The sequence below is a fragment of the Secundilactobacillus silagei JCM 19001 genome (genome assembly GCF_002217945.1).
In the GTDB taxonomy this organism is placed as follows: domain Bacteria; phylum Bacillota; class Bacilli; order Lactobacillales; family Lactobacillaceae; genus Secundilactobacillus; species Secundilactobacillus silagei.
Genome location: NZ_BCMG01000011.1, coordinates 13,910 through 37,390, shown reverse-complemented (window position 1 = coordinate 37,390; position 23,481 = coordinate 13,910). Strand labels below are relative to the sequence as shown.

General features: G+C 45.4%; 26 protein-coding genes. 4 read left to right on the top strand and 22 right to left on the bottom strand.

Annotated elements, in window-relative coordinates; genetic code table 11:
• Window positions 1–86: 86 nt before the first annotated feature.
• Entirely contained in the window at window positions 87–968 is an 882-nt protein-coding gene (locus tag CES79_RS10110; protein WP_054655194.1) for an aldose 1-epimerase family protein, read from the bottom strand.
• Window positions 969–1,152: 184 nt separating this feature from the next.
• Here CES79_RS10110 and CES79_RS10105 point away from each other — a divergent pair, with 184 nt between their 5' ends.
• Window positions 1,153–2,199, top strand: a complete 1,047-nt coding sequence (locus CES79_RS10105; RefSeq protein WP_054655196.1) for a zinc-dependent alcohol dehydrogenase family protein — start codon at window positions 1,153–1,155, stop codon at window positions 2,197–2,199.
• 100 nt (window positions 2,200–2,299) lie between these two features.
• On the opposite strand, the gene hslU is transcribed toward CES79_RS10105, so the two are convergent.
• The 8 genes from hslU to CES79_RS10065 form a co-directional block, all read right to left on the bottom strand.
• A complete protein-coding gene (gene hslU, locus CES79_RS10100) occupies window positions 2,300–3,712 on the bottom strand; it encodes an ATP-dependent protease ATPase subunit HslU (protein WP_089137102.1) in 1,413 nt (470 codons plus the stop codon).
• A gap of 24 nt (window positions 3,713–3,736) precedes the next feature.
• On the bottom strand, window positions 3,737–4,279 hold the full coding sequence (hslV, locus tag CES79_RS10095) for an ATP-dependent protease subunit HslV (RefSeq protein WP_054655198.1): 543 nt from the start codon (window positions 4,277–4,279) through the stop codon (window positions 3,737–3,739).
• Window positions 4,280–4,299: 20 nt separating this feature from the next.
• Window positions 4,300–5,211 (bottom strand): tyrosine recombinase XerC, encoded by a 912-nt coding sequence (gene xerC, locus CES79_RS10090; protein WP_054655200.1) that lies wholly within the window; start codon window positions 5,209–5,211, stop codon window positions 4,300–4,302.
• A 90-nt stretch (window positions 5,212–5,301) separates the two neighbouring features.
• Window positions 5,302–7,419, bottom strand: a complete 2,118-nt coding sequence (gene topA, locus CES79_RS10085; RefSeq protein ID WP_089137101.1) for a type I DNA topoisomerase — start codon at window positions 7,417–7,419, stop codon at window positions 5,302–5,304.
• A gap of 169 nt (window positions 7,420–7,588) precedes the next feature.
• Complete coding sequence (gene dprA / locus CES79_RS10080; protein WP_089137100.1) at window positions 7,589–8,473, bottom strand: DNA-processing protein DprA; 885 nt, start codon at window positions 8,471–8,473, stop codon at window positions 7,589–7,591.
• A 42-nt stretch (window positions 8,474–8,515) separates the two neighbouring features.
• Window positions 8,516–9,289, bottom strand: a complete 774-nt coding sequence (rnhB, locus tag CES79_RS10075; RefSeq protein WP_089137099.1) for a ribonuclease HII — start codon at window positions 9,287–9,289, stop codon at window positions 8,516–8,518.
• Complete coding sequence (gene ylqF, locus CES79_RS10070; protein WP_089137098.1) at window positions 9,289–10,134, bottom strand: ribosome biogenesis GTPase YlqF; 846 nt, start codon at window positions 10,132–10,134, stop codon at window positions 9,289–9,291. The genes rnhB and ylqF overlap by 1 nt, the downstream gene beginning before the upstream one ends.
• Window positions 10,135–10,502: 368 nt before the next feature.
• Complete coding sequence (locus CES79_RS10065) at window positions 10,503–11,072, bottom strand: helix-turn-helix domain-containing protein (RefSeq protein WP_089137097.1); 570 nt, start codon at window positions 11,070–11,072, stop codon at window positions 10,503–10,505.
• A 168-nt stretch (window positions 11,073–11,240) separates the two neighbouring features.
• Between CES79_RS10065 and CES79_RS10060 the strand changes: the two genes are divergently transcribed.
• Window positions 11,241–11,948, top strand: a complete 708-nt coding sequence (locus CES79_RS10060) for an AzlC family ABC transporter permease (protein ID WP_089137096.1) — start codon at window positions 11,241–11,243, stop codon at window positions 11,946–11,948.
• Entirely contained in the window at window positions 11,935–12,267 is a 333-nt protein-coding gene (locus tag CES79_RS10055) for an AzlD domain-containing protein (RefSeq protein ID WP_089137095.1), read from the top strand. Before CES79_RS10060 ends, CES79_RS10055 begins: the two co-directional genes overlap by 14 nt.
• A gap of 100 nt (window positions 12,268–12,367) precedes the next feature.
• Here CES79_RS10055 and CES79_RS10050 read toward each other — a convergent pair whose 3' ends face one another.
• The 5 genes from CES79_RS10050 to CES79_RS10035 all read right to left on the bottom strand — a co-directional run bounded on the left by CES79_RS10050 (window position 12,368) and on the right by CES79_RS10035 (window position 15,166).
• Entirely contained in the window at window positions 12,368–12,586 is a 219-nt protein-coding gene (locus tag CES79_RS10050; protein WP_054655208.1) for a YozE family protein, read from the bottom strand.
• A 14-nt stretch (window positions 12,587–12,600) separates the two neighbouring features.
• Window positions 12,601–13,227: a YpmS family protein gene (locus CES79_RS10045; RefSeq protein WP_089137094.1), complete on the bottom strand. Its 627-nt coding sequence runs from the start codon at window positions 13,225–13,227 to the stop codon at window positions 12,601–12,603.
• Window positions 13,228–13,249: 22 nt separating this feature from the next.
• Window positions 13,250–13,402 (bottom strand): hypothetical protein, encoded by a 153-nt coding sequence (locus tag CES79_RS12865; RefSeq protein ID WP_159459489.1) that lies wholly within the window; start codon window positions 13,400–13,402, stop codon window positions 13,250–13,252.
• 30 nt (window positions 13,403–13,432) lie between these two features.
• Window positions 13,433–14,161 (bottom strand): GDSL-type esterase/lipase family protein, encoded by a 729-nt coding sequence (locus CES79_RS10040; RefSeq protein WP_089137093.1) that lies wholly within the window; start codon window positions 14,159–14,161, stop codon window positions 13,433–13,435.
• Window positions 14,162–14,320: 159 nt separating this feature from the next.
• Window positions 14,321–15,166 (bottom strand): DegV family protein, encoded by an 846-nt coding sequence (locus CES79_RS10035; RefSeq protein ID WP_089137092.1) that lies wholly within the window; start codon window positions 15,164–15,166, stop codon window positions 14,321–14,323.
• 208 nt (window positions 15,167–15,374) lie between these two features.
• Between CES79_RS10035 and trhA the strand changes: the two genes are divergently transcribed.
• On the top strand, window positions 15,375–16,040 hold the full coding sequence (trhA, locus tag CES79_RS10030; RefSeq protein WP_054655216.1) for a PAQR family membrane homeostasis protein TrhA: 666 nt from the start codon (window positions 15,375–15,377) through the stop codon (window positions 16,038–16,040).
• Window positions 16,041–16,105: 65 nt separating this feature from the next.
• On the opposite strand, the gene CES79_RS10025 is transcribed toward trhA, so the two are convergent.
• From CES79_RS10025 to CES79_RS09990, 8 genes are all read right to left on the bottom strand, one after another.
• On the bottom strand, window positions 16,106–16,753 hold the full coding sequence (locus CES79_RS10025; RefSeq protein ID WP_089137091.1) for a CBS domain-containing protein: 648 nt from the start codon (window positions 16,751–16,753) through the stop codon (window positions 16,106–16,108).
• Window positions 16,754–16,757: 4 nt separating this feature from the next.
• Window positions 16,758–17,462: an ABC transporter ATP-binding protein gene (locus tag CES79_RS10020; protein WP_170173474.1), complete on the bottom strand. Its 705-nt coding sequence runs from the start codon at window positions 17,460–17,462 to the stop codon at window positions 16,758–16,760.
• An 8-nt stretch (window positions 17,463–17,470) separates the two neighbouring features.
• Window positions 17,471–18,250, bottom strand: a complete 780-nt coding sequence (locus CES79_RS10015) for an ABC transporter ATP-binding protein (protein ID WP_089137089.1) — start codon at window positions 18,248–18,250, stop codon at window positions 17,471–17,473.
• Window positions 18,251–18,253: 3 nt separating this feature from the next.
• The gene (locus CES79_RS10010; protein WP_191983081.1) at window positions 18,254–19,219 is read right to left on the bottom strand and encodes a branched-chain amino acid ABC transporter permease; all 966 of its coding nucleotides are present in this window, start codon (window positions 19,217–19,219) and stop codon (window positions 18,254–18,256) included.
• 3 nt (window positions 19,220–19,222) lie between these two features.
• Window positions 19,223–20,101, bottom strand: coding sequence for a branched-chain amino acid ABC transporter permease (locus tag CES79_RS10005; protein ID WP_054655217.1), 879 nt, complete (start codon window positions 20,099–20,101; stop codon window positions 19,223–19,225).
• 103 nt (window positions 20,102–20,204) lie between these two features.
• The gene (locus CES79_RS10000) at window positions 20,205–21,401 is read right to left on the bottom strand and encodes an ABC transporter substrate-binding protein (RefSeq protein ID WP_089137088.1); all 1,197 of its coding nucleotides are present in this window, start codon (window positions 21,399–21,401) and stop codon (window positions 20,205–20,207) included.
• Window positions 21,402–22,031: 630 nt separating this feature from the next.
• On the bottom strand, window positions 22,032–22,520 hold the full coding sequence (locus CES79_RS09995; RefSeq protein ID WP_225362394.1) for a dihydrofolate reductase: 489 nt from the start codon (window positions 22,518–22,520) through the stop codon (window positions 22,032–22,034).
• 10 nt (window positions 22,521–22,530) lie between these two features.
• Entirely contained in the window at window positions 22,531–23,481 is a 951-nt protein-coding gene (locus tag CES79_RS09990; protein WP_089137087.1) for a thymidylate synthase, read from the bottom strand.

Sequence of the window (23,481 nt, the reverse complement as noted above, 5' to 3'; positions counted from 1 at the left end):
ATCATAATTACTAGTTTATAGGCAAAAGTAGAGCTATGTCAAAATCATTTTTTGGCATAGCTCCTTTTTTAGGTTAATTTTAAATTTTAGAAGAAACGAATCTGAAAACCGGCGTTAAAGGATTTTTTCGGTCCAGCCGTCTGGAGATCCATCTTGTGGGTAAATTGACCATCACTGTCAACGTTGTCAGCGATGCCCCACCATGGTTCCAAACAAGCGAATGGTGCCCGTTTAGGATAGGGTGACCAGATTCCCACGTAAGGCGCATTTTGAAGGGTTAAGGCTACCCCGTGATCATTCAACTGTGTGCTTAACATTAACGTGGTTTCAACGTGGTCTAGATCGAGGATCAAAGCGTCCCGGTCGAATAGATCATGGTCAAGGGTCATGGGCGTCGTCAAATTCAACGTCTTTTCGTGCTTCACGTCATTGTACGGCCCCACTAACGGAATTTGCGGGTAAGCCTTCTTGGGTGCCACGGTCACAAAGTAGTCTGAAAAGTCGCCCTGACCCGGTTCTAGAGGAACGTTGAAGGCCGGATGACCGCCAATGGAAAATGGCAGTGTGACATCGCTGCTGGGGTTAGTCACCGTATAATGAACCGACAGCGTGTGTGCTTCAAGGGTAAAGGATACCCTTAAATCAAAATCAAAGGGATACTTTTCGCGGGTCTCATCAGTAGCATTCAGCTGGAAAACGGCGTGATCATCTTCGTGTTCGATCACCATAAAGTCCATGTCGCGAGCAAAGCCGTGCTGGGTCATATGGTAGGTCTTGCCGTTAACCGTGTACTGATCATCCTTTAAGCGACCAACGATGGGAAATAAGACCGGTGCGTGACGGCCCCAAAACTTCGGGTCCGCCTGCCACATATACTCGATCTTATCGTCCACACTCTGAACGCTACTTAGCTCAGCACCATGTTCATTTACCTTAACGCGTAAATCATCATTTTTAAGTTCAATCACGTTTTTTACCCCATTTCTGACCAATCTTCAAGATTAGTATAGACCATTGGCTAATTTCTTTCAACCGATTAACATAGTTTGCCCGCCGTAATTAGGGTTGGCGATGGCATCGCTTGCGCGGGGGTGTCAACCTGACTACAATTAAACTAAATTGAAAGTTGATCTTTCATACGAGGCGATAATGATGACTACATCTGTTTCTAATTTACCAACCACCATGCGTGCCTGGGCCGTTACTGAACCAGGCCCCATCGATGGTGAAAAAAGCCCACTGGAATTTACCACGAAACCGGTTCCAACCCCACAGCGCGGTGAAGTTTTAGTACGGGTATTGACTTGCGGTGTCTGTCACACCGATTTACATGTCTCTGAGGGTGACTTGCCGGTCCATCAAGACCATGTGACCCCGGGACACGAAATCGTCGGTGAAGTGGTCGCAATCGGTCCTGACGCCCATCGTTTTGAACTGGGTGATCGGATTGGTGTGCCGTGGCTGCGATGGACCTGCGGCGTTTGCCAGTACTGTCGTTCAGGGCGTGAAAACCTCTGCCCGAACTCTAAGTATACGGGCTGGGATCACGATGGCGGTTACGCGGAATATACCACGGTGCCAGAAGGGTTTGCCTATCGCATTCCAGAACGGTTCGATTCGCAAACTGCTTCACCACTGCTCTGCGCTGGAATCATTGGCTACCGGGCTTTTCAGCGAGCTAACGTACCAACTGGCGGTCGGCTAGGCTTGTATGGTTTTGGCGGTTCGGCGCACATCACCGCGCAACTAGCCATTGACCAAGGCATTGAAGTTCATGTCCTGACCCGTGGTAAGGATGCCCGTAAATTTGCACTGTCACTGGGGGCTAAATCAGCTGCTGGTGCCTATGATCTGCCACCTGTCAAACTGGATTCATCGATTATCTTCGCACCAGTTGGTGATATTGTTCCTACCGCTTTGGAAGGATTGGCACCCGGTGGCACACTCGCTTTAGCTGGTATTCACCTGACTGATATTCCACCGTTGAATTATCAGAACCACATTTTCCACGAAAAGAACTTGACCAGTGTTGAAAGTAATACTAGACACGATGGCGAGGAGTTCTTAAAGCTAGCTGATCGGCTGGACATTCATCCAGAAACCACACCATACGCGTTCGATAAAGCGGATGAAGCCTTACGTTACGTTAAGAAGGGCGATATCCGCGGTGCCTGTGTTTTGAAGATTGGAGAGGATTAGTCCCAAGTTTCAGTGATAAAAAATTGAATTGATTAGTTAACAAAAACGTCTAATTACTCTTTTGAAGTAATTAGGCGTTTTTAGTTTAAAGTCACAAGAATTAAAGAATGTAACGTGACAGATCTTTGTTCTTAACAATGTTGCCAATTTTATCGTTCACGTAACTTTCAGTAATGGTAATGTCACCCATCTGCATATCCGGCCCCTCATAGAGCAGGTCTTCCAGTAATTTTTCAAGTACGGTATGCAAACGACGGGCACCAATGTTTTGGTTCTCGTGGTTCAACTGGTAAGCCAGTTCAGCAATTCGATTGATGGCTTCAATCGTAAAGGTGACCTTCACATTATCCGTGCCGATCAAAGCAATGTACTGCTTGATCAAGGCGTTATTCGGTTCTGTCAGAATTTTAACAAAGTCTTCTTGGCTTAATTCATCTAATTCCACCCGAATTGGGAAGCGGCCTTGCAGTTCAGCAATCAGATCACTGGGTTTACTTTCGGCAAAGGCACCGGAGGCAATGAACAAAATGTGGTCCGTATCGATGGCACCGTACTTGGTCTGAACTTGAGTGCCTTCAACGATTGGCAAGATATCACGCTGAACCCCTTCACGGGAAACTTCACCGCTATTTTGCTTTGACGTTGAGGTAATTTTATCGATTTCATCAATAAAGATGATCCCGGTGTTTTGCGCCCGTTCAATGGCAGCGTGGTTGATATCGGCATCGTTTACCAAAGTCTCGGACTCTTCTTGAATCAAAATTTCACGCGCTTCAGAAACCGGTACCGTGCGCTTGATCCGTTTCTTAGGGATCATTTGGCCTAAAGTTGAGCCTAAATCAATCCCCATTTGGTTCATCATAGGATTGCTGCCGGCCATTGACTGCTGCGGATCATCCATTTCAATGGTGACCTCGGAGTTTTCCAATAGCCCGTGAGCTAGCTGGTCAGAAACGGACATTCGCTGGTTCTTGATCTCGTCCGTGATTTCTTCTTTAGGCTGTTCAGCAGTGGGCATATCCCCCTTTTGCATCTGAGAAAACATGTTCATCAGGTTGGAGAAATCAGCCTGCTGGTTTTGCTTGGGCTTCTTACCTGGGACTAACAACTTAACTAACCGGTTGTTTGCCCGTTTGGTGGCTTCTGCCCGGACGTTTTCGAACTGGGAATCCTTTTCCATCTTCACGGAAACGTCAACTAAGTTACGAACCATCGATTCAACGTCGCTGCCGACGTAGCCGACTTCGGTAAATTTAGTGGCCTCGACCTTCACAAACGGTGCCTTGACAATTTTAGCTAACCGTCGTGCCAGTTCAGTCTTACCAACCCCAGTCGGGCCGATCATCAGCATGTTCTTTGGTGTAATTTCATCTTGCATGTCTTGTGAAAGCTGCATCCGGCGGTAACGGTTACGTAACGCAATCGCAATCGACTTTTTAGCAGCGTCCTGACCAATAATGTACTGGTCAAGAAGCGAAACGATTTCGCGTGGTGTTTTTGTAATTGGATCCAATCAAATCCCTGCTTTCTGTTGGGTTTATAATTCTTCAGAAATAATGTTGTGGTTGGTAAAGATATCGATGTCACCGGCAATGCCGATCGCCGTCTCCGCAATTTCTTTGGCACTCATGTCTTTGGCATGGTGGTGCAAAGCAGTGGCGGCCGCCTGGGCAAAATTACCGCCGGAACCGATGGCTAAAATGTCGTCGTCTGGGGCGATCACTTCACCAGAACCGGAGACCAGCAACATGTCCTTGTCGTTCATGACGATCAGCAGTGCTTCTAGTTTTTGTAAGTTTTGATCTGAACGCCAGTCTTGAGCCAGTTCCACGGCAGCCCGTTCCAGGTTGCCGCTAAATTCGTTCAAGCGGGCTTCAAATTTTTCTTCGAGTTTAAAGGCATCTGCTACGCTGCCCGCAAAACCAACAACGACTTTATCGTTGTAAATCCGGCGAACTTTATGTGCAGTTCCCTTCATGATGACTTTTTCACCCATCGTAACTTGACCGTCGCCGGCCATGGCATTGTGCCCGTTATGACGCACGGCAACGATGGTGGTTGCCTCAAATTTTACTGGCATGTATAAAACCCCTGCTTTCTTTAATCATGAGTAGCACGTGGAAAGAAACGGCGATAATCCCGTTGAAGCTGCGACTTGGTCACGTGAGTATAGATCTGAGTCGTCGACAAACTGCTGTGGCCCAAAAGCTCCTGTACCGTCCGCAGATCAGCACCATGGTTCAGTAAATGCGTGGCAAACGTGTGCCGCAGCATATGCGGATGAATGTCACCGGTCAAAGTACTACGGTCAATCATTTGATTCAGCACGTATTCCACTCCCGTGGGCGTGATGGGATCACCGTAATGATTGATAAAGACGAGCTCATGCTGCTTATGGTACTGGGCCATTAGCGACTCTCTGGTCGACTTTAAATAGGTCAGCAGCGCGTTCTTAGCATAGTTGCCAAAGGGCACGTAACGTTCCTTGTTACCCTTCCCATGAATCAGCATCAGCTGACCGTCAAAATCAACTGCCGTTAACGTTAACCCGCACAGCTCACTGACCCGAATACCGGTGGCGTACAGGACTTCCAAAATGGCGGAATCCCGCTTGGCTAACGCGGCATCTGGATTTTCCTTAGCTGCTTTGAACAGCGCCGTCATTTCCTTTTCGTAAAAAAATCGCGGTAGCGGCTGCGGACGTTTCTTTAACGTGACGTAGGCAAATGGATTGACCTTTACTTGGTCTTCGCGGATCAGAAAGTCGTAAAAAGACCGTAAACTGGAAATTTTACGGGCAATCGTTGTCCGGGCCTTGTGTTCATCATATAGCTGACTGAGATACACTTGGACGTCCAGCTTTGATACCGCTAATAGATCAGTCGTGCCACCGGTGTCAGTTAAGAATTTTTGAAAGGCGGCCAGATCCTCACGATAAGCCTTAACCGTTTCTGGTGAATATTGCCGTTCGCTTTCCAGGTAGGTGATAAACAATTCAACTGGTGTTGCCATGTTAACCACCTCCATGATGATAATTTAACAAAAAACCAACCCCGATGCAATACATTTGGTCAAGGTTGGTCAAACTTAATTTTCTTGTAACTATTTTTGAACGGGTTCTTCGTAGTCGCCGTTTGGACAAATAACTTGAACGCCGCCCTTGATCTTCTTTTCAACTAAGAAGTGACCATCCTTAGGACAATCACGGCCAATTGGCTTATCCCAAGTGACAAAATCACAGTCAGGGTAGCGGGAACAGCCGTAAAACAGCCGGTTCTTCTTGGATTTTCTTTCGATAACCTGCCCCTTATGACACTTCGGACAAACCACACCAATTTCTTTAACGATCGGTTTAGTATTCCGGCAATCTGGGAACCGCGAGCAAGCGTAAAACTTACCGTAGCGGCCCATCTTGATCACCATGGGTGCACCGCAGATGTCACAGTCAAAGCCAGCTGGTTCGTCTTTGATCTGAATTTTTTCGATGGTATCTTGGGCGTGGCTGACTTCCTTTGAGAATGGCTGGTAGAAAGTATCAACAACCTTGACCCAATCCTGCTCGCCCTCTTCGATGCCATCCAGCTGCTTTTCCAAGCCCGCCGTAAAGTTAATGTCAACGATGTCTGGGAAGTAGTCTTGAATAATCGTATTGACGATTTCACCCAGTTCGGTAGGTTCGAAACGACGGCCCACTAATTTGACGTAGTACCGACGCTGAATGGTATCCAAGGTTGGTGCATACGTTGATGGCCGGCCCACGCCATTTTCTTCCAGCGCTTTGATCAGGTTGGCTTCAGAGAAACGTGCCGGTGGCTGGGTAAAGTGTTGCGCCGGATCAGTCTTAGATAAGGTCAACTGGTCGCCTTCCTTTAAATCAGGCAACAGGTTATCCTTTTCCTTACCGTCCTTATAGACCTTCAAGAAGCCTTCAAATTTCAGTTTAGAACCGTTAGCTCTAAACGTGACACCATTTTGTTCAATGGTGACTGCCATGGTGTCCATCATGGCGTTGGTCATTTGACTAGCCATGAACCGGTTCCAGATCAATGAATAGAGTTTGTACTGGTCATTGGTCAGATACTGTTTCAGGTCGGCTGGTGTCCGGTAGACGGATGATGGCCGAATAGCTTCATGGGCGTCTTGGGCCCCTTCTGGTAACTTACCTTTGATCGGCTTAGTTGCCGCGTATTCGGCCCCGTACTTTTCATGAATAAAGGACGACGCTTCGTGCTTCGCAATCACCGAGATCCGAGTGGAGTCGGTCCGCATATAGGTGATCAGCCCTTGAGAGCCTTCCTTACCAATGTTGATCCCTTCATACAGCTGCTGAGCAGCCATCATGGTTTTACGGGTTCTAAAGTTCAGCTTCTTGTTGGCTTCCTGTTGCATCGCCGAAGTCGTAAATGGTGGTTGCGGTGTCCGTTTACGTTCCTTACGGGTAACTTTAGTCACGTCAAACGGCTGGTCACGATCCAGTTTAGCTAACATCTTTTGGACTTCATCGTTATCGGGTAACGCGTGTTTCTTACCGGCTAGACCGTAAAAACTCGCCGCAAACTTGGTCCGTTTAAGCTTAAATTCTGAGTCAATTGTCCAATATTCATCAGGCACGAAGACTTTGATCTCGTTTTCGCGGTCAATGATCAGCTTTAAGGCAATGGATTGTACACGGCCGGCACTGAGCCCCTTTTTAACCTTTTTCCAGAGCAGTGGCGAAATGGAATAACCCACGAGTCGATCAAGAATCCGGCGAGCCTGCTGGGCATCCACCAGATCCATATCAATGGTCCGGGGCGTCTTGAACGCGTCTTTAACGGCATCTTTGGTGATTTCGTTAAACACGACCCGGTTTTTTTCGGTGGGATCCAGATTCAGCAAGTGAGATAAATGCCAAGCAATGGATTCTCCTTCACGGTCCGGATCGGCTGCGAGGTAAACTTGTTTGGCCTTTTTGGCTTCGGAACGCAATTCCTTGATCACGTCACCCTTACCACGAATCGAAATGTAGTGGGGCTCATAATTATTTTCAACGTCCACACCCATTTTGCTCTTGGGCAGGTCCCGCACATGGCCCAGACTAGCCATGACTTTATAAGTTCGGCCAAGATATTTTTCAATCGTTTTGGCTTTGGCTGGTGATTCTACGATAACCAGCTTTTTACGGTTTTTTCTTCTTTTAGTTTTAGTGGTTTTAGTCTTTTTAGTTGTTGTTGCTGCCATCTAATTACCCCTTCTATCGAGTTGTAAATATTGATTGATGCGAGATTACTAAATCTTTCACATCATATTTCATAAAAATTAGATTGTCAACTGAAAAAGTTCGCAAAAACTACTATATTATATGTCAAATGGATGTCGTTTTACCAAATTATAAACGGTCTCATGCCGGTTATTTAGTCTTTAGTGATGGGTATTCATCCAAAATATCTTCGGCGCACAGAACCGCTTTGGCACCGGCTTGGATCAACTGATTGCACCCGCAGGAAAGCGGGTCATCAATTCTGCCAGGAATCGCCATGACATCCCGGTTATTTTGCAGCGCCAGATTAGCCGTGATCAGACTGCCACTTTTTTCTTGTGCCTGCACCACCAAAGTGGCCTGACTTAAACCAGCAATAATGCGATTCCGTTCAACGAAGTGGTAGCGTTTACCTACCGCGTCCAGCGGATATTCAGATAACACTAGTTCATGCTGGGCCATATACTGCTGTAATTTTTGGCTACTAGCCGGGTAGCTGAGATTTAAGCCCGTGGCGATCACGCCGATCGTGTGGCCGTGATTACGAAGCGCGAACTGGTGGCTCAAACTGTCCACCCCAGCGGCTAAGCCCGAAACCACGACCAGTCCGTTTTCGGTAATCTTGGGTAAAATGGTATTTAACGCCGTTTCAGCATAGGCATTGCTGCGACGGCTGCCAACAATACTGAGTAACTGTGGTGCATTCAGTAGATCCAGGTTACCCTGATAAAACAGGACAATCGGCGGCAACCAGCTTTCCTTTAACATTAACGGGTATTCGGGATCAAAAAAAGTCAGGTACTGCGACTCGTTTTGGTGTCGCGTTAATACCTGACTCACTGTATCAGAAATAACCCCCTGCTCGAATTTTGACCGGTGCTGGGGTAAGATGCCGGCAATTTCACTCATTTTGGCTGGCAGTAAATTTCTCAATTGTCCCGGATGTTCAGCTAACCACTGGACGATCCGATATTCCCCTTTAATACCAATGCCGGGAGTTAAATGCAGACGCAGTAAAAATTGGTTCAAATTCATGGTTAGATCACCTCATAGTTAGTTTCAGCAAACTACGGTGAATTAGTTAAAATAGTTTGAAACTGGTGCGAAGGTCCGGCGGTGAATTTTAGACGGCCCAAGGTCTTTTAGACCCTGCAAATGCGCTTTGGTGCCGTAACCGGCGTTATGAGCAAATTCGTAGCCCGGATATAAAACGTCATAGCTTTGCATGAGATGATCCCGGAAAACCTTAGCCACAATACTAGCAGCGCCGATAGAGACACTCTTAGCGTCGCCATGGATCAGCTTTAGCTGTGGAATATCACTATCGATCTGCATGGCATCGATCAGCAGTTGATCCGGCTGCACCCGCAACTGAGTAACCGCTTGAAGCATTGCTACTCGGGTGGCCTGATAAATGTTCAACTGATCGATCTGCTGGGCCGATTGCATCCCAACGCCCACTGCAATCGCCTGATCTAATATCTGCGGATATAACTGTTCTCGCTGATGGTCTGAAAGTTGCTTAGAATCATTGACTTCGATCACGTCAAAATCTTCGGGTAAGATCACCGCGCAGGTCACCACCGGTCCTGCCAGCGGGCCACGACCCACCTCGTCAACACCAGCAATTAATTGATGCCCTTCTTGCCGGTATTTGCGTTCATAAAAAAAGCGCTGCTCAAAGGCGCGCTTTTCTTCGATCAGTTTAGCTAGCCGATGATGAGTGGTTTGCATCAATTTTTGAACGCCCGCCCGTGGATCATCAGCGTACTCCTGAAACAAAGAATCCGTTTCCGCCGTAATGCCATGAAATAACCGGGTCAATTCACGAATTGATAATGGTTTACTCATTACTCTTCCTCCGTACGATCTACCGTATAGCGGCCCAGCTTTCCCTTACGAATGTCTAAGATCAGCCGGTCACTGGCGCGGTCGTAATCATCCTTCATCCCGAACTGTTTGGTCAATTTAAGCAGGAGATCAACATCGCTTAAAACTAGATCATCATCGGTTAATTTATAACGTTTACGTAAGGCACCCTCGTAATAGGCGCGAAAGAATTTTAAGGCAAACAGGGCCACATCGTCGCTGGCGAAGCGCTGGTCTTTGATCGCACCGGTTAAGGCTAACGCTTGACCAGTTCTTTCATCTTCAAACTTAGGCCACAGGATCCCTGGGGTATCCAATAACTGTAATTTTGAAGATGACCGCAGCCACTGCTGACCCTTAGTGACACCAGGCCGGTCACCAACTTGAGCCGCCCGTTTATTGACTAACCGGTTTAACAGCGTTGATTTACCCACGTTAGGAATTCCCACCGTAATGGCACGAATGGGCCGTTCTTTCAGGCCTTTTTGCAGTTCATTATCCAATTTGTCTGCCAAAATAGACTGCGTAATGCGCGTGATCGTCTTAGTGGTGATATTGGCTTTGGAATCTACCGCAATTGCTGGCAGACCCTGTTTTTTAAATGCCTTGATCCAGTTAGTCGTCTCTTCTGGATCAGCTAGATCACTTTTAGTCATGATCACCAGATGCGGCTTTTCCTTGATCAGACGTTCGATCTCAGGATTACGTGACGCTTGCGGGATACGGGCATCAACCAGCTCAAACACAATATCCACCACGTGTAAATTTTCTTCCAGTTGACGGATGGCCTTTGCCATATGCCCGGGAAACCATTGAATTGTTGCCATAATGTTTAAATTCCTTTCATACCAAGGGAGATAACACCCTGTTGCTTAGCTTTTACTTTTAGAGACACTATTTTTAAATCATATTTTGCTACTCATCATCCAGTTTTTTACTAATGAATTTTGAAAATCAGCACTCCCATTCTACCACAGTTATTTCTTTAAACCTGCTATTGAATCGTCATATCATAGCCACCAAGAGCGTAAAAATGGACCTGTGGCATAAGTCGATATTGGTAAGTATTTCAACTAACTTCTTAACTGAAGATAGCAAGAAAGTGTCTATTTATTCAATACTTCAATATAGTCTAATCGCGTGCCAAAACTCAGAAAACTTGATAGCTTTAGTCATTATTAATTTTTAGACTGGTTTAAACTGGATAGAAGTTAATGATCATCGCTTTTAAGGTACCCTGACCAGAATTCTGGTAAATATGCTGGTTGGTTGGATCAAAGCGAGTGGCATCATCCTGGTTTAAAACTAATTGTTTGCTACCGCTTATCAACGTTAATTGGCCGGCTAAAACCATTACGTATTCTTCTGAATCAAGTTTTTGACTGGTCTTAGCGTGACCCACTGAAGTGTAGCTAGTCCCTTCATCCAATTCAATCTGGAAAAGTTCAAAATTATGGTGCGGCGAATCGGAATAGTAGCCGTAAATCCGATAGTGGCCATCTAGCGACTGCTGCTGATTAATTTCAGCTTTTTTAATCACGTTATTGGTAGGCTTATTATCCCCCTCCAGTAACGTTGTATAAGGAATGTTTAGTCCAATACAAATTTTCCAAATGGTATTGATCGTGGGACTGGTCCCATTATTTTCAATTTGCGAGAGCATCCCCTTGCTCACACCAGAAAGCTCAGCAAGTTCGGTTAGGCTTAACCCTCTTTCATGACGGATCCTTTTCAGATTCTTACTCACAATCACTCCAATATCCATTACAAAACCTCCTAACTGTTATTGACATAGAATTAAAAATGCATTAAAGTTTTATTAGTGTTCAATATATTATACGTCTGTATAGTATTTTAAACGATAAGCAAGACCAAAGTCAATTATGGCAAACTTATTGTTTAACAATAAATTAAAGAACGGAGGAATTGATACGTGGACAATGAGTTAACGGTTTCAAGCGCAGCAAAGGAAACATTACCAACGGTGTTTGGCTATATCGGAATTGGTCTAGCATATGGTATCGTCGGCAGGGCTTCCGGATTGACTCCCTTGATGATCACCTTAATGTCGTTGATTACATATGGCGGTGCTTCACAATTTATCATTATTAGCATGTTGGTAACACATAGCCCGATGATCTCGATCATTTTATCAGCCTTTTTGGTAAATTCTCGCATGATCCTGATGAGTACCACTTTAGCCCCTTATTTTCGCAAGGAAAGCCTGTTTAGAAATATTATTTTAGGCGGACTGGTAACGGATGAAAGCTTTGCCCTGGGCATGAATAAGGTCAATTATACCGACCGAAAATTGAATTTTACGTGGTTCAATACGGTGAACTTTTTTGCCTATATCGTGTGGGCAATTGCTTCTTTGGTGGGTGCCTTATTAGGAAACTTTATTAGTAATCCCGATAAATTCGGTCTGGACTTTGCCTTAGTTGCCATGTTTATTGGCCTGCTTTACCTGCAGTTGGTGAGTGATAAATCAATTAAATTTAATTTACAGCTACTCGTGGTCGGCTTTGTGTTAGTCGCAACGTTTATCGGGATTATTTTTATTCCGGCAAATCTATTAACGTTAGTCATCACATTAATCGCTTGTGAATTTGGGGTGGTGATCAAACATGCCTTCTTCTAGCTTTATTCTATTGACGATTTTAGGCTCCGGACTCGCCACTTGGCTATCAAGAATTATACCCTTTGTGATTTTAAAGAAGTTTAGATTGTCTGCCCGGGTAGTTGAGTTCTTAAGCTTTGTGCCGATTTCCATTATGTCGGTGTTATGGTTTGAAAACTTATTTATCCAGCATTTAGGCCATCTGCCGTCATTAAACGTGCCTAACTTACTGGCTTCCTTACCAACCGTTTTGAGCGCGGTAATTTCCAAAAACTTACTGGTCACCGTGGTAGTTGGTGTTATCTCACTAGGCTTTTTGAGACTTGTTGTGGGAATGTAAGTTATCTAGCACATTATAAACTAAAAGTGTCTTTTACAGCGAAATAAAGCCCCTAACCTTGGACGAATCAGCCAAAGTTAGGGGCTTTATTGACGCTATTTTAATCTTGTTCCAGATACAGTGCCCAGGCATCGTCAAAAATCGTCATTGACGGTAAATAACTGGCATTTTCTTCCAGGTACTTTGACAAAGTTTCAAAGTGGGTCTCCTGTTTTGGAAACGACTGATCATAAAAGGCATTATTGGCAAACTGCGCCACTGGTTCATAATCTTCAGGATTACGCTGCGTCATCAAAAATTGGTAAAAACTTTGTCGCATTGATGATCACCCCTTTATGACTTCGGCTTTGGTACTAGCACCTTAAACTCGAATTGGCCAGCACCGTTCATATCGATCTTTTCGGCACGATACTGTACCCCATTCGTCCTAAATTTCTTCAAGTTCATCGTAATCGTTTTTTGATGCACGTCTAATTCAATCCAGCTGGGAACATTATACTGTGAGCGAATGTAGCCCAATACCGCGCTGACTGGCACGTTTAATTGACCAACAGCTAATTTTTTTGCGGTCAGCTGGACGTTACCGTTCGCTAACACTTTAGGGGTCAATGACAACCCAAAGTTTACTGGCAACCCCAGTAATTTGGTTTGCCCGGTCAAGACTGCATCATTGTGAACCTCAAACTGATAGTCGACCTTTTGCTTACTTTCATTTTGAAACTGGCCTAAATAATACGCAGCCATCGCGTTAAACTGCTTTTTATCCAGCTTGACGTTAAAATTGGCAGCAGTGGCTGGCGCACTGGTCTGCGTGGTGTTATTTTTAGGCGCGGAAAACAGCTTAACTGCCGTTGTCCCAGCACCGATCAATAAAAGTGCAACCAGCACAATGAACGCCCATTTCCATGGGTTGCTGCTTTTTTTAGTTGAAACATGTTCTTGACGACTTTCTGTGTTCAAAACATCACCTCAAAATCTCTCATTACCGTTTTTGCCACTTCACGTTATTTTGAATCTCATGACTCAGCCGAGTTGCCATCACATTATAACCCTTTTTATTAGGATGAAAATGATCTTCGGTTGATAAATAAGCGTTCTTTTCTTTGTTGTTCTGGGTCTTCAGCAGCTTTTCCACCGTGGTGGGATCGATGAAGGCCTGATCATTTTACTGATTTTCAGCTTTCAGCTTGGCCTGCGCATCAGCTGTTCGGTACTGCCCATGCGTCAGCGTTGAATTCACGTTGACAAAGTGGGTCTTCGACTGCTCTGTAGCCACTCGGCGATTGACTTGGTTCCACTGATCAACTGCCGTACTGATCATCGTGGCGTTAGTAAAGTAGACATACACGGGATTATAGATCCCAAATAAATAAACTTGAGCTCGGGGATTCACTTCATGGACATCGGCAATCAGTTGCGTGAGTTTCTGCTGATACTCATTTTTCAGCGGCAGCATTTTTCGCGCCATCTGCTCATCGCTGTTCACTAAAATATTTTTCTCTAGTCCCTGCAACAGATCGTTACCGCCAGCCGTGACGGCGATCACATCTGCATGCCGTAAAGAACGGCGTAACTTTTTATTTGTCTGCACCCGCCGATCGATCTGGTCACTGCGCTGGCCACCAATGCCATAATTAGCGGTCTTAGGTTTCACGTAGTAATCCCGGCGCAGCTGCTGCTTCAAAATCGGTAAGTAGCCCTGATGATCATCATCATAGCCAATTCCCTGTGTCAGTGAATCGCCAACGCCAACTACCCTGACCGTTTTTTGGATGATTGGTCTTCTAGGCGACGCACTGTCTGAACTTGGCTGACGCTGAAGCCAAAACCACCCGCCACCAATGATAATCACCACTAGGAGCAGAGCTAAGACCCATTTTAAAAATCGCTGCATATCAAAACTCCCTTATTAAGCGCGTACGCATTATTGTATAAGCTACTGATTCACCAGTTAAAATGACAAATGAGATGACCAGCTGGGCCATCTCATTTATTCTAAACGGCTAACTGCCGCTAGTGGACTAAATTTTAATTAAATTTCGATTGAAACCTGCTAATCATCAAAATAATAGACTAGCGCAAAGGCTCCTGGGCCACCATGAGTCGCAATGATCGGTACCGTTTCACGGACTAGAATATCGATGTTAGGAAATATCGGTTGGATATGCTTCAAAATGTTATCCACCATACCTTCAGCATGAACGTGTGAAATACCGATAGCCTTAATGTTCGGCGTGTTTTTCATTTGTTCGTAGACCTTGTCGTAAAACCGATCAATAGTCTTCATGCCACGGCCCTTGGTCCGGATGTTCAAATTACCCTGGCCCACTTGCAGCACGATCTTAATGTTCAGCAATGATGAAATAGCACCGGTCATTTTGTTGATCCGGCCGCCCTTAACTAAGTTGTTCAGCGTCATCACACCCATGTAAAGCCGGGTGTTGTCGGAAACCTTCTTAACTCGCGCCAAAATTTCATCAACGGAAGCACCCTTTTGGGCTAACTTAGCGGCTTCAATGCATTGAAAGGCCAGTGCCCGGTCAGTTGTGCCGCTGTCAAAGACGGTAACGTCAGTCTTTGAGATCTTCGCTGCTTGTTCGGCGGTATGGATCGTCCCACTGATGGATTCCATCATGTTGATGCAGATGACTGAACTGCCATCTGCACCCAGTTCATCAAAGACTTTAATGAAATCGCCTAATGGCGGCTGACTGGTCTTCGGAAATGCCTTGGAATGTTCCATTTTATCAATAAATTCATCATTAGTGATGGTGTGGCGTTCAACATAAACCACATCATCGATCATGACCGTTAAAGGCACGATTGTAATATGGTACTTTTTTTCCTCTTCATCGGTTAATCCGGCTGAAGAATCAGTTACTATTTTGACAGTTGCCATGATTGATTTATAACCACGCTTTCTTCCCCATTGTAGGTGTTTTCATGCTACAATTATTTGCAGCGCATGAAAACTATTCGATAATAGTATAGCAGATGAACCAATGTGTAACAAGGCGCGAAAACGCTTGTAATCAGCTTATTTCATGACTATTAGCGATTTTTTCAGACTTAAAATAAACCATTATTTCCGTCAAGGAGGGTTTCCCATGATTCAATCAAAACACCTTAAAACACGATCACAGCCTTCAAGAAGGTATCAGATCGTCAATGAAGTTCTGAATGCTGTGACCCATGGCATTGGCGTTGGTCTAAGCATTGCCGGGTTAGTGCTGCTGATCATTCGTGGTGTCCAAGAAGGTGGCGCCATGCGGATCACATCTTACACGATCTACGGTGCTATCCTAGTGATTTTTTACTTAGCCTCAACGCTTTTTCACAGTCTGTATTTTACCCGTGCCAGCCACCTGTTTCAGATTTTTGACCACTGTGCGATTTACCTGTTAATTGCGGGTACCTATACACCCTATTGTCTAGTGGTGATTAAGGGCACGTTAGGTTGGGTGATTTTTGGTGTGATCTGGGCAATGGCTATCTTGGGTGTGATTTACAAGTGTCTTTGGCTAGGTAAATTTCAGAAACTGTCCACCATTATTTACGTCGTTATGGGCTGGTTTTGCGTGCTGGGCTTCAAACAGTTATTCTACGGTCTGGGCGTCCGTGGCTTCACGTTACTCGTTTTAGGTGGCGTTGCCTTTACCGTGGGTGCCGTGATCTATAGCTTTAAGGGGATTAAATTTGGCCATGTGATCTGGCATTTGTTTGTGTTGTTAGGCACGATCTTAATGTACTTTTCAGTGTTGCTGTACGCTTAAAAATATTAAATATCAAAAGGGCGATAAATTCCTACTTTGAGGAGTTTATCGCCCTTTTGATTTGGCTAATTGACTTGTTGATTGACGACTAGCCGGACTGAATAGCCGGCATCCTCTAACACCTGTTTAACGCCATCACCGGCCGTTTTATCCACGTGCATTTCAATCATGATTGAACCCAGGTTACGGGTGACAATCAGCGTTTGAATATTAAACCCGTTATCCGCCATGAGCTTACCAATCTCATAAATGACACCCGTGCGGTCATGTTCGATCATGACTTGCACCACGGTGGCATCCACAAAATAGTCCGTAATATCCAAGAAACCGTCTAAAATATCATTCGTGGTAATAATTCCCACTACTTGATCCGTATCCATGACCGGTAACACGCCAATGTCGTGGTGACGCATCATCGAAATGGCATCTTCTAACTGGGCATCTTTAGCAATCGTTTTGACGTTTTTTTCCATAATATCTGCGACCGTCATTTTATTTAAGAGGTAGTTGACCTCGTAAATCGATAGGCTGGTCGCTTTAGATGGTGACGCCGCGCGGATGATGCCTTCCGTTACGATTCCGACTAACTTGTCACCATCGATCACTGGTAACCGGTGGATCTGATGGTCCTTCATCAGGTTAATAGCCATGTTGACCTTCGTCTCTGGTGAAATCGTGATGATCTTTGCTGTCATATAATCTGCAACACTCATATTTTTAACCCCCTAGGTATGCTTTTTGGACATCTTGATTGGCCAGCAGTTCCTGACCAGTTCCCGTCATCTTCACCTTGCCACTGGCCAGAACGTAGCCACGGTCAGCAATCGACAGTGCTTTTTTCGCGTTTTGCTCGATCAAGAGTACCGTAGTGCCCTGCTCTTTGATGGCTTTAACGATTTCAAAAATTTCGTTAATGAAAATCGGTGCCAGTCCCATTGAAGGCTCATCTAGCAGTAACAACTTTGGCTTGGACATCAGTGCCCGGCCCATGGCTAGCATCTGCTGCTCACCACCGGATAACGTGGCGGCATCCTGATTGATCCGTTCTTTCAGTACCGGGAAGCGGGAATACACCGTTTCGAAACTGCTAGTGATCTCAGCGTGGTTATTTTGTAAAAAAGCCCCCATCTGCAAGTTCTCCCGTACGGACATGCCGGCGAAAATATGCCGACCTTCTGGGACTTGTGAGATTCCGGCTGCCACGATTTTCGGCGCCTTGTGTTTTTGAATGGTTTTGCCTTCATAAGTAATCGTGCCACTGACCGGTTTTAACAGGCCGGAAATCGTTTTTAGAATCGTCGTCTTTCCAGCACCGTTAGCGCCGATCAAAGACACAATTTCGCCTTTATTAATGTGAAAACTAACGCCCTTTACCGCGTTGATCACACCGTAGTTGACGGCGAGATCTTTTACTTCAAGCATTGTCATAGTTACGCCTCCTCGCCCAAGTAGGCTTTGATAACCGCCTTGTTTTGCTGAATTTCAGTTGGAGTGCCCTCCGCTAGCAATGAACCATGGTCCAGTACGTAGATGCGTGAGGCCAAGTTCATGACCAGTGACATATCGTGTTCGATCAATAAGACCGTAATGTGAAAGTCCCGCTGAACCTGGCGAATCAACCGGGTCAAGTCCGCCGTTTCTTCCGGGTTCATCCCAGCGGCTGGTTCGTCGAGAAACAGTACTTTAGGTTTCATAGCCAAGCCTCGAACAATCTCCAGACGTCTTTGAATCCCATAGGGTAAGTTCTTGGCTAATTTATCAAGGTCATTTTGAAGATCAAAAATTTTAAGCAGTTCGATGGCTTCTTTGCGGATCTGGCTCTCTGTTTTATAAAATTTTGGCAGTCGGAAAACCGATTGAAAAAAACCTTCTTTATAGTGGGCGGTCATGGCGATCAACACATTATCCAAAACGCTTAACTCCTTAAAAAGCCGGATGTTTTGAAACGTTCTGGCCATGCCCAGGTTAGCAATCTTATAAGCCTTCATCCCGTTCAGTGAAATGGTACCGTCAGTGCCGCGGAAAGTAATCGAACCAGAACTAGGCCCAATCACGCCCGTTAATAGATTAAACAACGTGGTTTTCCCCGCCCCGTTTGGACCGATCAAGGCGACCAATTCGTCATCGTTGAGGTGCATATTAACATCAGAAACAGCAGTTAGTCCGCCGAAGTTTTTTACCAGTTCTTCGACATTGAGCAAGGTTGTCATGATTTAGCACCCACTTTCTTGTTTTTTGTTTTTGCGATTAAAGAGCCGTTTAAATGACAGTTCGGTGGCGCCCATAATGCCGGATGGCTTGAAGATCATGATCAAGATCAAGACCAAAGCGTAGATCACCATTCGCAGTGCCCCAAAGGATTGCAGTGCTGCGTCCACCACGCCTAAAATTCCAGCGGCGACAAAGCTACCCGTGATACTGCCAACGCCACCAAGAACCACGATGATCAAAATGGCGATGGACTCCATGATGTTGAAGTTACTTGGCGCAATGGTCTGCAGATAGGAGGCCTGCATGGACCCAGCTACGGCAGCCGTTGCCGCGCCTAAAACGAAGGCGGCCAGCTTCCATTTGAAAACGTTAATGCCCATTGAATCAGCCGCAATCTCATCTTCTCTGACCGCCAAGGCAGCCCGGCCACCACGACTATGAATAAAGTTCACGATAATGAGCGTTGTCACACAGGCCATGATGTAGATGACTGGCCAAGTGGCAAATTGGGGAATGTTGAACATCCCGGATGGGCCGTTAGTGATTTTCAGATTATTAATGATGATCCGAATAATTTCGGCAGCGCCCATAGTGGCAATTGCCAGATAGTCACCGCGTAGCCGCAGCGTGGGAATTCCCACGACTAAGGCTGCGACAATGGCGACGATGACTCCCACAATAATTGAGCCGTAAAAGGCACCAGCCGTGGGCGTTTTACTAATGATGATCGCCGTGGCATAGGCGCCAACAGCCATAAAACCCGCGTGACCCAGCGAGAACTGGCCCGCAAAGCCAATCACTAAGTTCAAACCAACCGCTAGAATAATATTGATGCCAATGGTGACCATCATGTTTTCCAGAAACGAATTGATGACGCCAACTAAGATCAGCGTGTTCATCAAGTAAAAGCCAGCGACCATCAAAATGAGCCAGCAAAGATTGTATTTCCAATTTGCTTTCAAAATCATCACCTAAACCTTTTCTTTGACGTTTTTACCGAAGATCCCGGATGGCAATACCAGCAGGATAATAATCAGAACCAGATAGACCGCGGCGTCCTTGTAGGCTGAAAGGCCAACCGATTGAACGGCCGTTTCCAGCAGACCAATCAGGAAACCACCTAGTGAAGCACCTGGAACTGAACCAATCCCACCAACTACCGCAGCCACGAAAGCCTTGATACCTGGTGTCATTCCCATCAGCGGGTCAATCGAGTTGTAGTACAGGCCAATCAGAACACCCGCCGCACCAGCCATTGAAGACCCTAATGCGAAGGTAAATGAAATCGTTTGGTTAATGTTGATCCCCACCAGTTCAGCGGCATCGGGATCGACGGAAACCGCCCGCATGGCCCGCCCCATTTTGGTTTTCTTGATGATCAGCTGCAACAAGATCATCAAGAGACAAGCAGTAGCAAGAATCAAAATTTGAATATTAGATACTCGAACGCCCCACAGACTGTAATTGACCTGCTTGATCACTTGCGGAAAGTCTCTGGTATCAGCACCGTAGAGGTATGACATGCCGTTTTCCAGAAAATATGAGACACCGATTGCGGTGATCAAAGCGGTGATGCGTGGTGCGTGGCGCAGTGGCCGGTAAGCGAAGTATTCAATGATCACACCACTGGCCGCGCAAACGACCATGGCGGATAACAGAGCGAAGATAAAATTAAAATGCCAATAGTTAATGGTGTAATAGCCCCAGAAGGCGCCTAGCATATAAATGTCACCATGAGCGAAGTTGATCAGTTTGATGATGCCGTAAACCATGGTGTAGCCCAGTGCCAGCAGCGCGTAGATACTGCCCAACGACAGGCCGTTTATTAGTTGTTGAAAGAGTGTTGTCAAGGTGTCACCCTCCTTTATGTAGTAGCGTACCAATTAGGAAGTTCTCGTCAACAGACAGCTTGGCTTGCTCACGAGAGCCCCCTAGTGGGCAGCTCTTGATTAATTATTTAATTTGTGTTGAACCAACGACCTTACCGTTGTTCAAGTGTTCAACGGCAATTGGCTTAGTGGCATCATGCTTAGAATCGATGGTGATCTTACCAGTGACACCGTTGAAGTCTTTGATGTTTGCGAGGCCCTTGGTGATCTTAACTGAGTTGGCTGATTTTTCGTTTTCGATAGCTTGCTTGATCATGTAAGTTGAATCGTAAGCCAAGGCTGAGAAGGTTGGTGCCTCAGTGTGGTAACGGGCTTTGTAAGCGTTCATGAATTTAACTGCGACTGGGTTTTGCTTAGCCACCGTTTTGGAGAATGGTGTGGTGTAGTAGATGTTAGAAGCGTTCTTAGCACCAGCAATTTGAACCAGCTTAGCGTCGGCCATGCCATCAGAACCAACGATTGGCACGTTCAAACCAATTTGACGCGCTTGCTTGATGATCAGGCCAATTTCGGAGTAATAACCTGGCGCGTAGATGGCATCGATCTTCTTGTTCTTAAAGGCGGTCAAAATCGCGTTGAAGTCTTTATCACCACCTGAGAAGTACTGGGTATCAACGACTTTACCCTTGAACTGCTGTTTAAAGGCTTTAGCAAGGCCAGTCCCATAATCCGTTGAGTTGTCACCAAGCACGGCGACCCGCTTAGCTTTCAAATTGTTATAGATGAATTTGGCGCCGGTACCGCCTTGGAAGTTGTTTTGGTAGCATGCCCGGAAGACGTATGGCTGAACTTTGCCATCCTTTTGCAGAGTGAAATTGGGGTCGGTAGCGGATGGACTCAAAGCTGGTACTTTAGCTTTAGTTTCGTTTGGAATGGCAGCCGTCCCGGCGTTGGTCGTGGCAGTCCCGATAATGGCGTTGACCTTATCGTTGTTGACCAGTTGTGCGGCCACCGAAGCGGATGTACTGGTCGACGTCTTATCATCCTTGATGATCAGCTTGATCTTCTTCTTTTTCCCGTTAACGTTCACGCCGCCCTTGCTGTTGATCTCTTTAGTGGCCATCTGAATCCCCTGTTTCATTTGGTTGCCGTAGCCACCAGCGGCACCGGAAAGCTCCATGTTGACCCCAATTTTAACGGTGTTGCCGGTTTGGTCATTACCTTGAGTGGTGGTTTTAGCGGTGGTACACCCCGCAAAAATAGCGGCTGACATTGCGATAGCGGCGAATCCTGTAATGCGTTTGATCGTTGATTTCTTCATAAATTTCTCCTGCTTTCCAAATATTTTTTTGTGTTATGTATGGTACAACTTGCCTGACGAGCTTCCCTCCCCGTGTCAAAGCAATAAAAAAACCTCATTCAATTTAATGAATGAGGTCTAAAGTCAGAATTTGATCATCAAGCCCTCATCATTAAAATACATAAATAAGGGCTCAACTGAATTTAATTAGTAGGCTAAGCTACTAGCTAATCGTTGCGTCCTTGGATTTTAATAATAAGACTAAACTCTGACTTGCAGAGGTTACGTTAAATTGTTTTACGATTGAATTAGTCATGTGATGTAACCTCCTGTCAGAATTTTTTAACTTGGTGAATGCAATAACTATAATCATAATTTCATAATTCGTCAACAATTATTTTTACTTTTAATTAATTTTGCTTAAGATTTGCTATTGCTGATTCCACATAATTGCTTCTATATCAACGATTATCTAACTAAAAAATTTATTTTAAAATCTGATATATTTTTTTGATAAATTGTTGGAATAATATTCTTAGAATATGCTAAGCGTTTTAAAGCGTGACAAGCGTTGCCATTAATCAAAAAGCCGACCTTCCTCTGTTTCAGGAAAGTCGGCTTTTCACTTTATCTCATTTTCAATCATTAAAATCAGCGACGTTGCCAATGCTCAAAAATCATGCTATATGGGTTCTTTTCGTCAGGTTGGTGTGTGGTAGACGAAATCAGTTCAAACTGGTCATAGTCGATTTTTGGCATGTAGGTGTCCGCTTTAAAGGTGTGCTGCACCCGGGTCCGTAGTAACGTGTCAACGTAGGGTAACAAACTTTTAAAGACTTTCGCCCCACCGCTGACGATCACCGTTTCTTGCGGATGAGCCTGTTCATAGGCCGCCACTTCTGAAGCACTGTGCAGCACTTCAACACTGCTGGGATAATCCGTAGCAGTCCGGGTCGTTAAAACAATGTTTTTGCGATGCGGCAGCGGCTTCTTGTAGCTGGCAAACGTCCGGCTACCAGAAATCAGTGTTTTACCGATCGTATGCTGTTTAAAAAACGCCATATCAGCTGGTAAATGCCACGGTAATTGCCCTTTATGACCAATCGCGTGCTGAGTATCTTCGGCCCAAATAAATATCATCAGATCACCCCTAAACGGCTACTGGCGCTTTGATAGCTGGTGCTGGATGATAATTAGTCACTTTAATATCATCCATGTCATAATCAAAAATGCTGGATTTATCCGGATTCAGCACTAATTGCGGTGTTTCAGCCGGCGTCCGTGACAATTGCGTTTTCACTTGTTCAATATGGTTGCTGTAAATGTGAGCGTCACCCAATGTGTGAACAAAGTCACCGGGTTTTAACCCCACTTCTTTGGCAATTAAATTCGTCAGCAATGCGTAACTGGCAATGTTGAACGGCACACCCAAGAAAATATCAGCTGAACGCTGGTACAATTGGCAGCTCAACTTGCCATCATTCACGTAAAACTGGAACATCGTGTGGCAGGGTGGAATCGCCATGCCCGGGATATCTTCCGGATTCCACGCTGAAACGATCATTCGGCGTGAATCCGGATGGGTCCGCAGCGTCTCCAAAACGTTGCTGATCTGATCAATGGTATCACCCTTGCTGGTCTTCCAAGTACGCCATTGCGCCCCGTAAACATTACCTAATGAGCCATACTTAGCAGCAAAGGCATCATCTTCGACAATTCGTTTGCAGAAAGTTTTCTTTTCTTGTTGATAGGCTTTATTAAATGCCTCGTCAACCAGTGAACGACGGCCAAAATCGGTCATATCCGGGCCGTGGTAGTCAGCTGATTCAACAAAGTTTTTAAAGGCCCATTCGTCCCAGATGTGATTATGGTGCTTCAGTAGAAACTGAATATTGGTATCACCATGCAGGAACCATAATAGCTCACTTTTAATTAACCCAAACGGGACTTTTTTAGTGGTTAATAACGGGAATCCCTGACTCAGATCAAAGCGCATCTGATAACCAAAGGTACTAATGGTACCCGTTCCCGTCCGGTCAGTTTTGCGATGGCCGTTTTCCAAAACATAGCGTTCTAAGTTTAAATATGCGTCTTCTAGCAT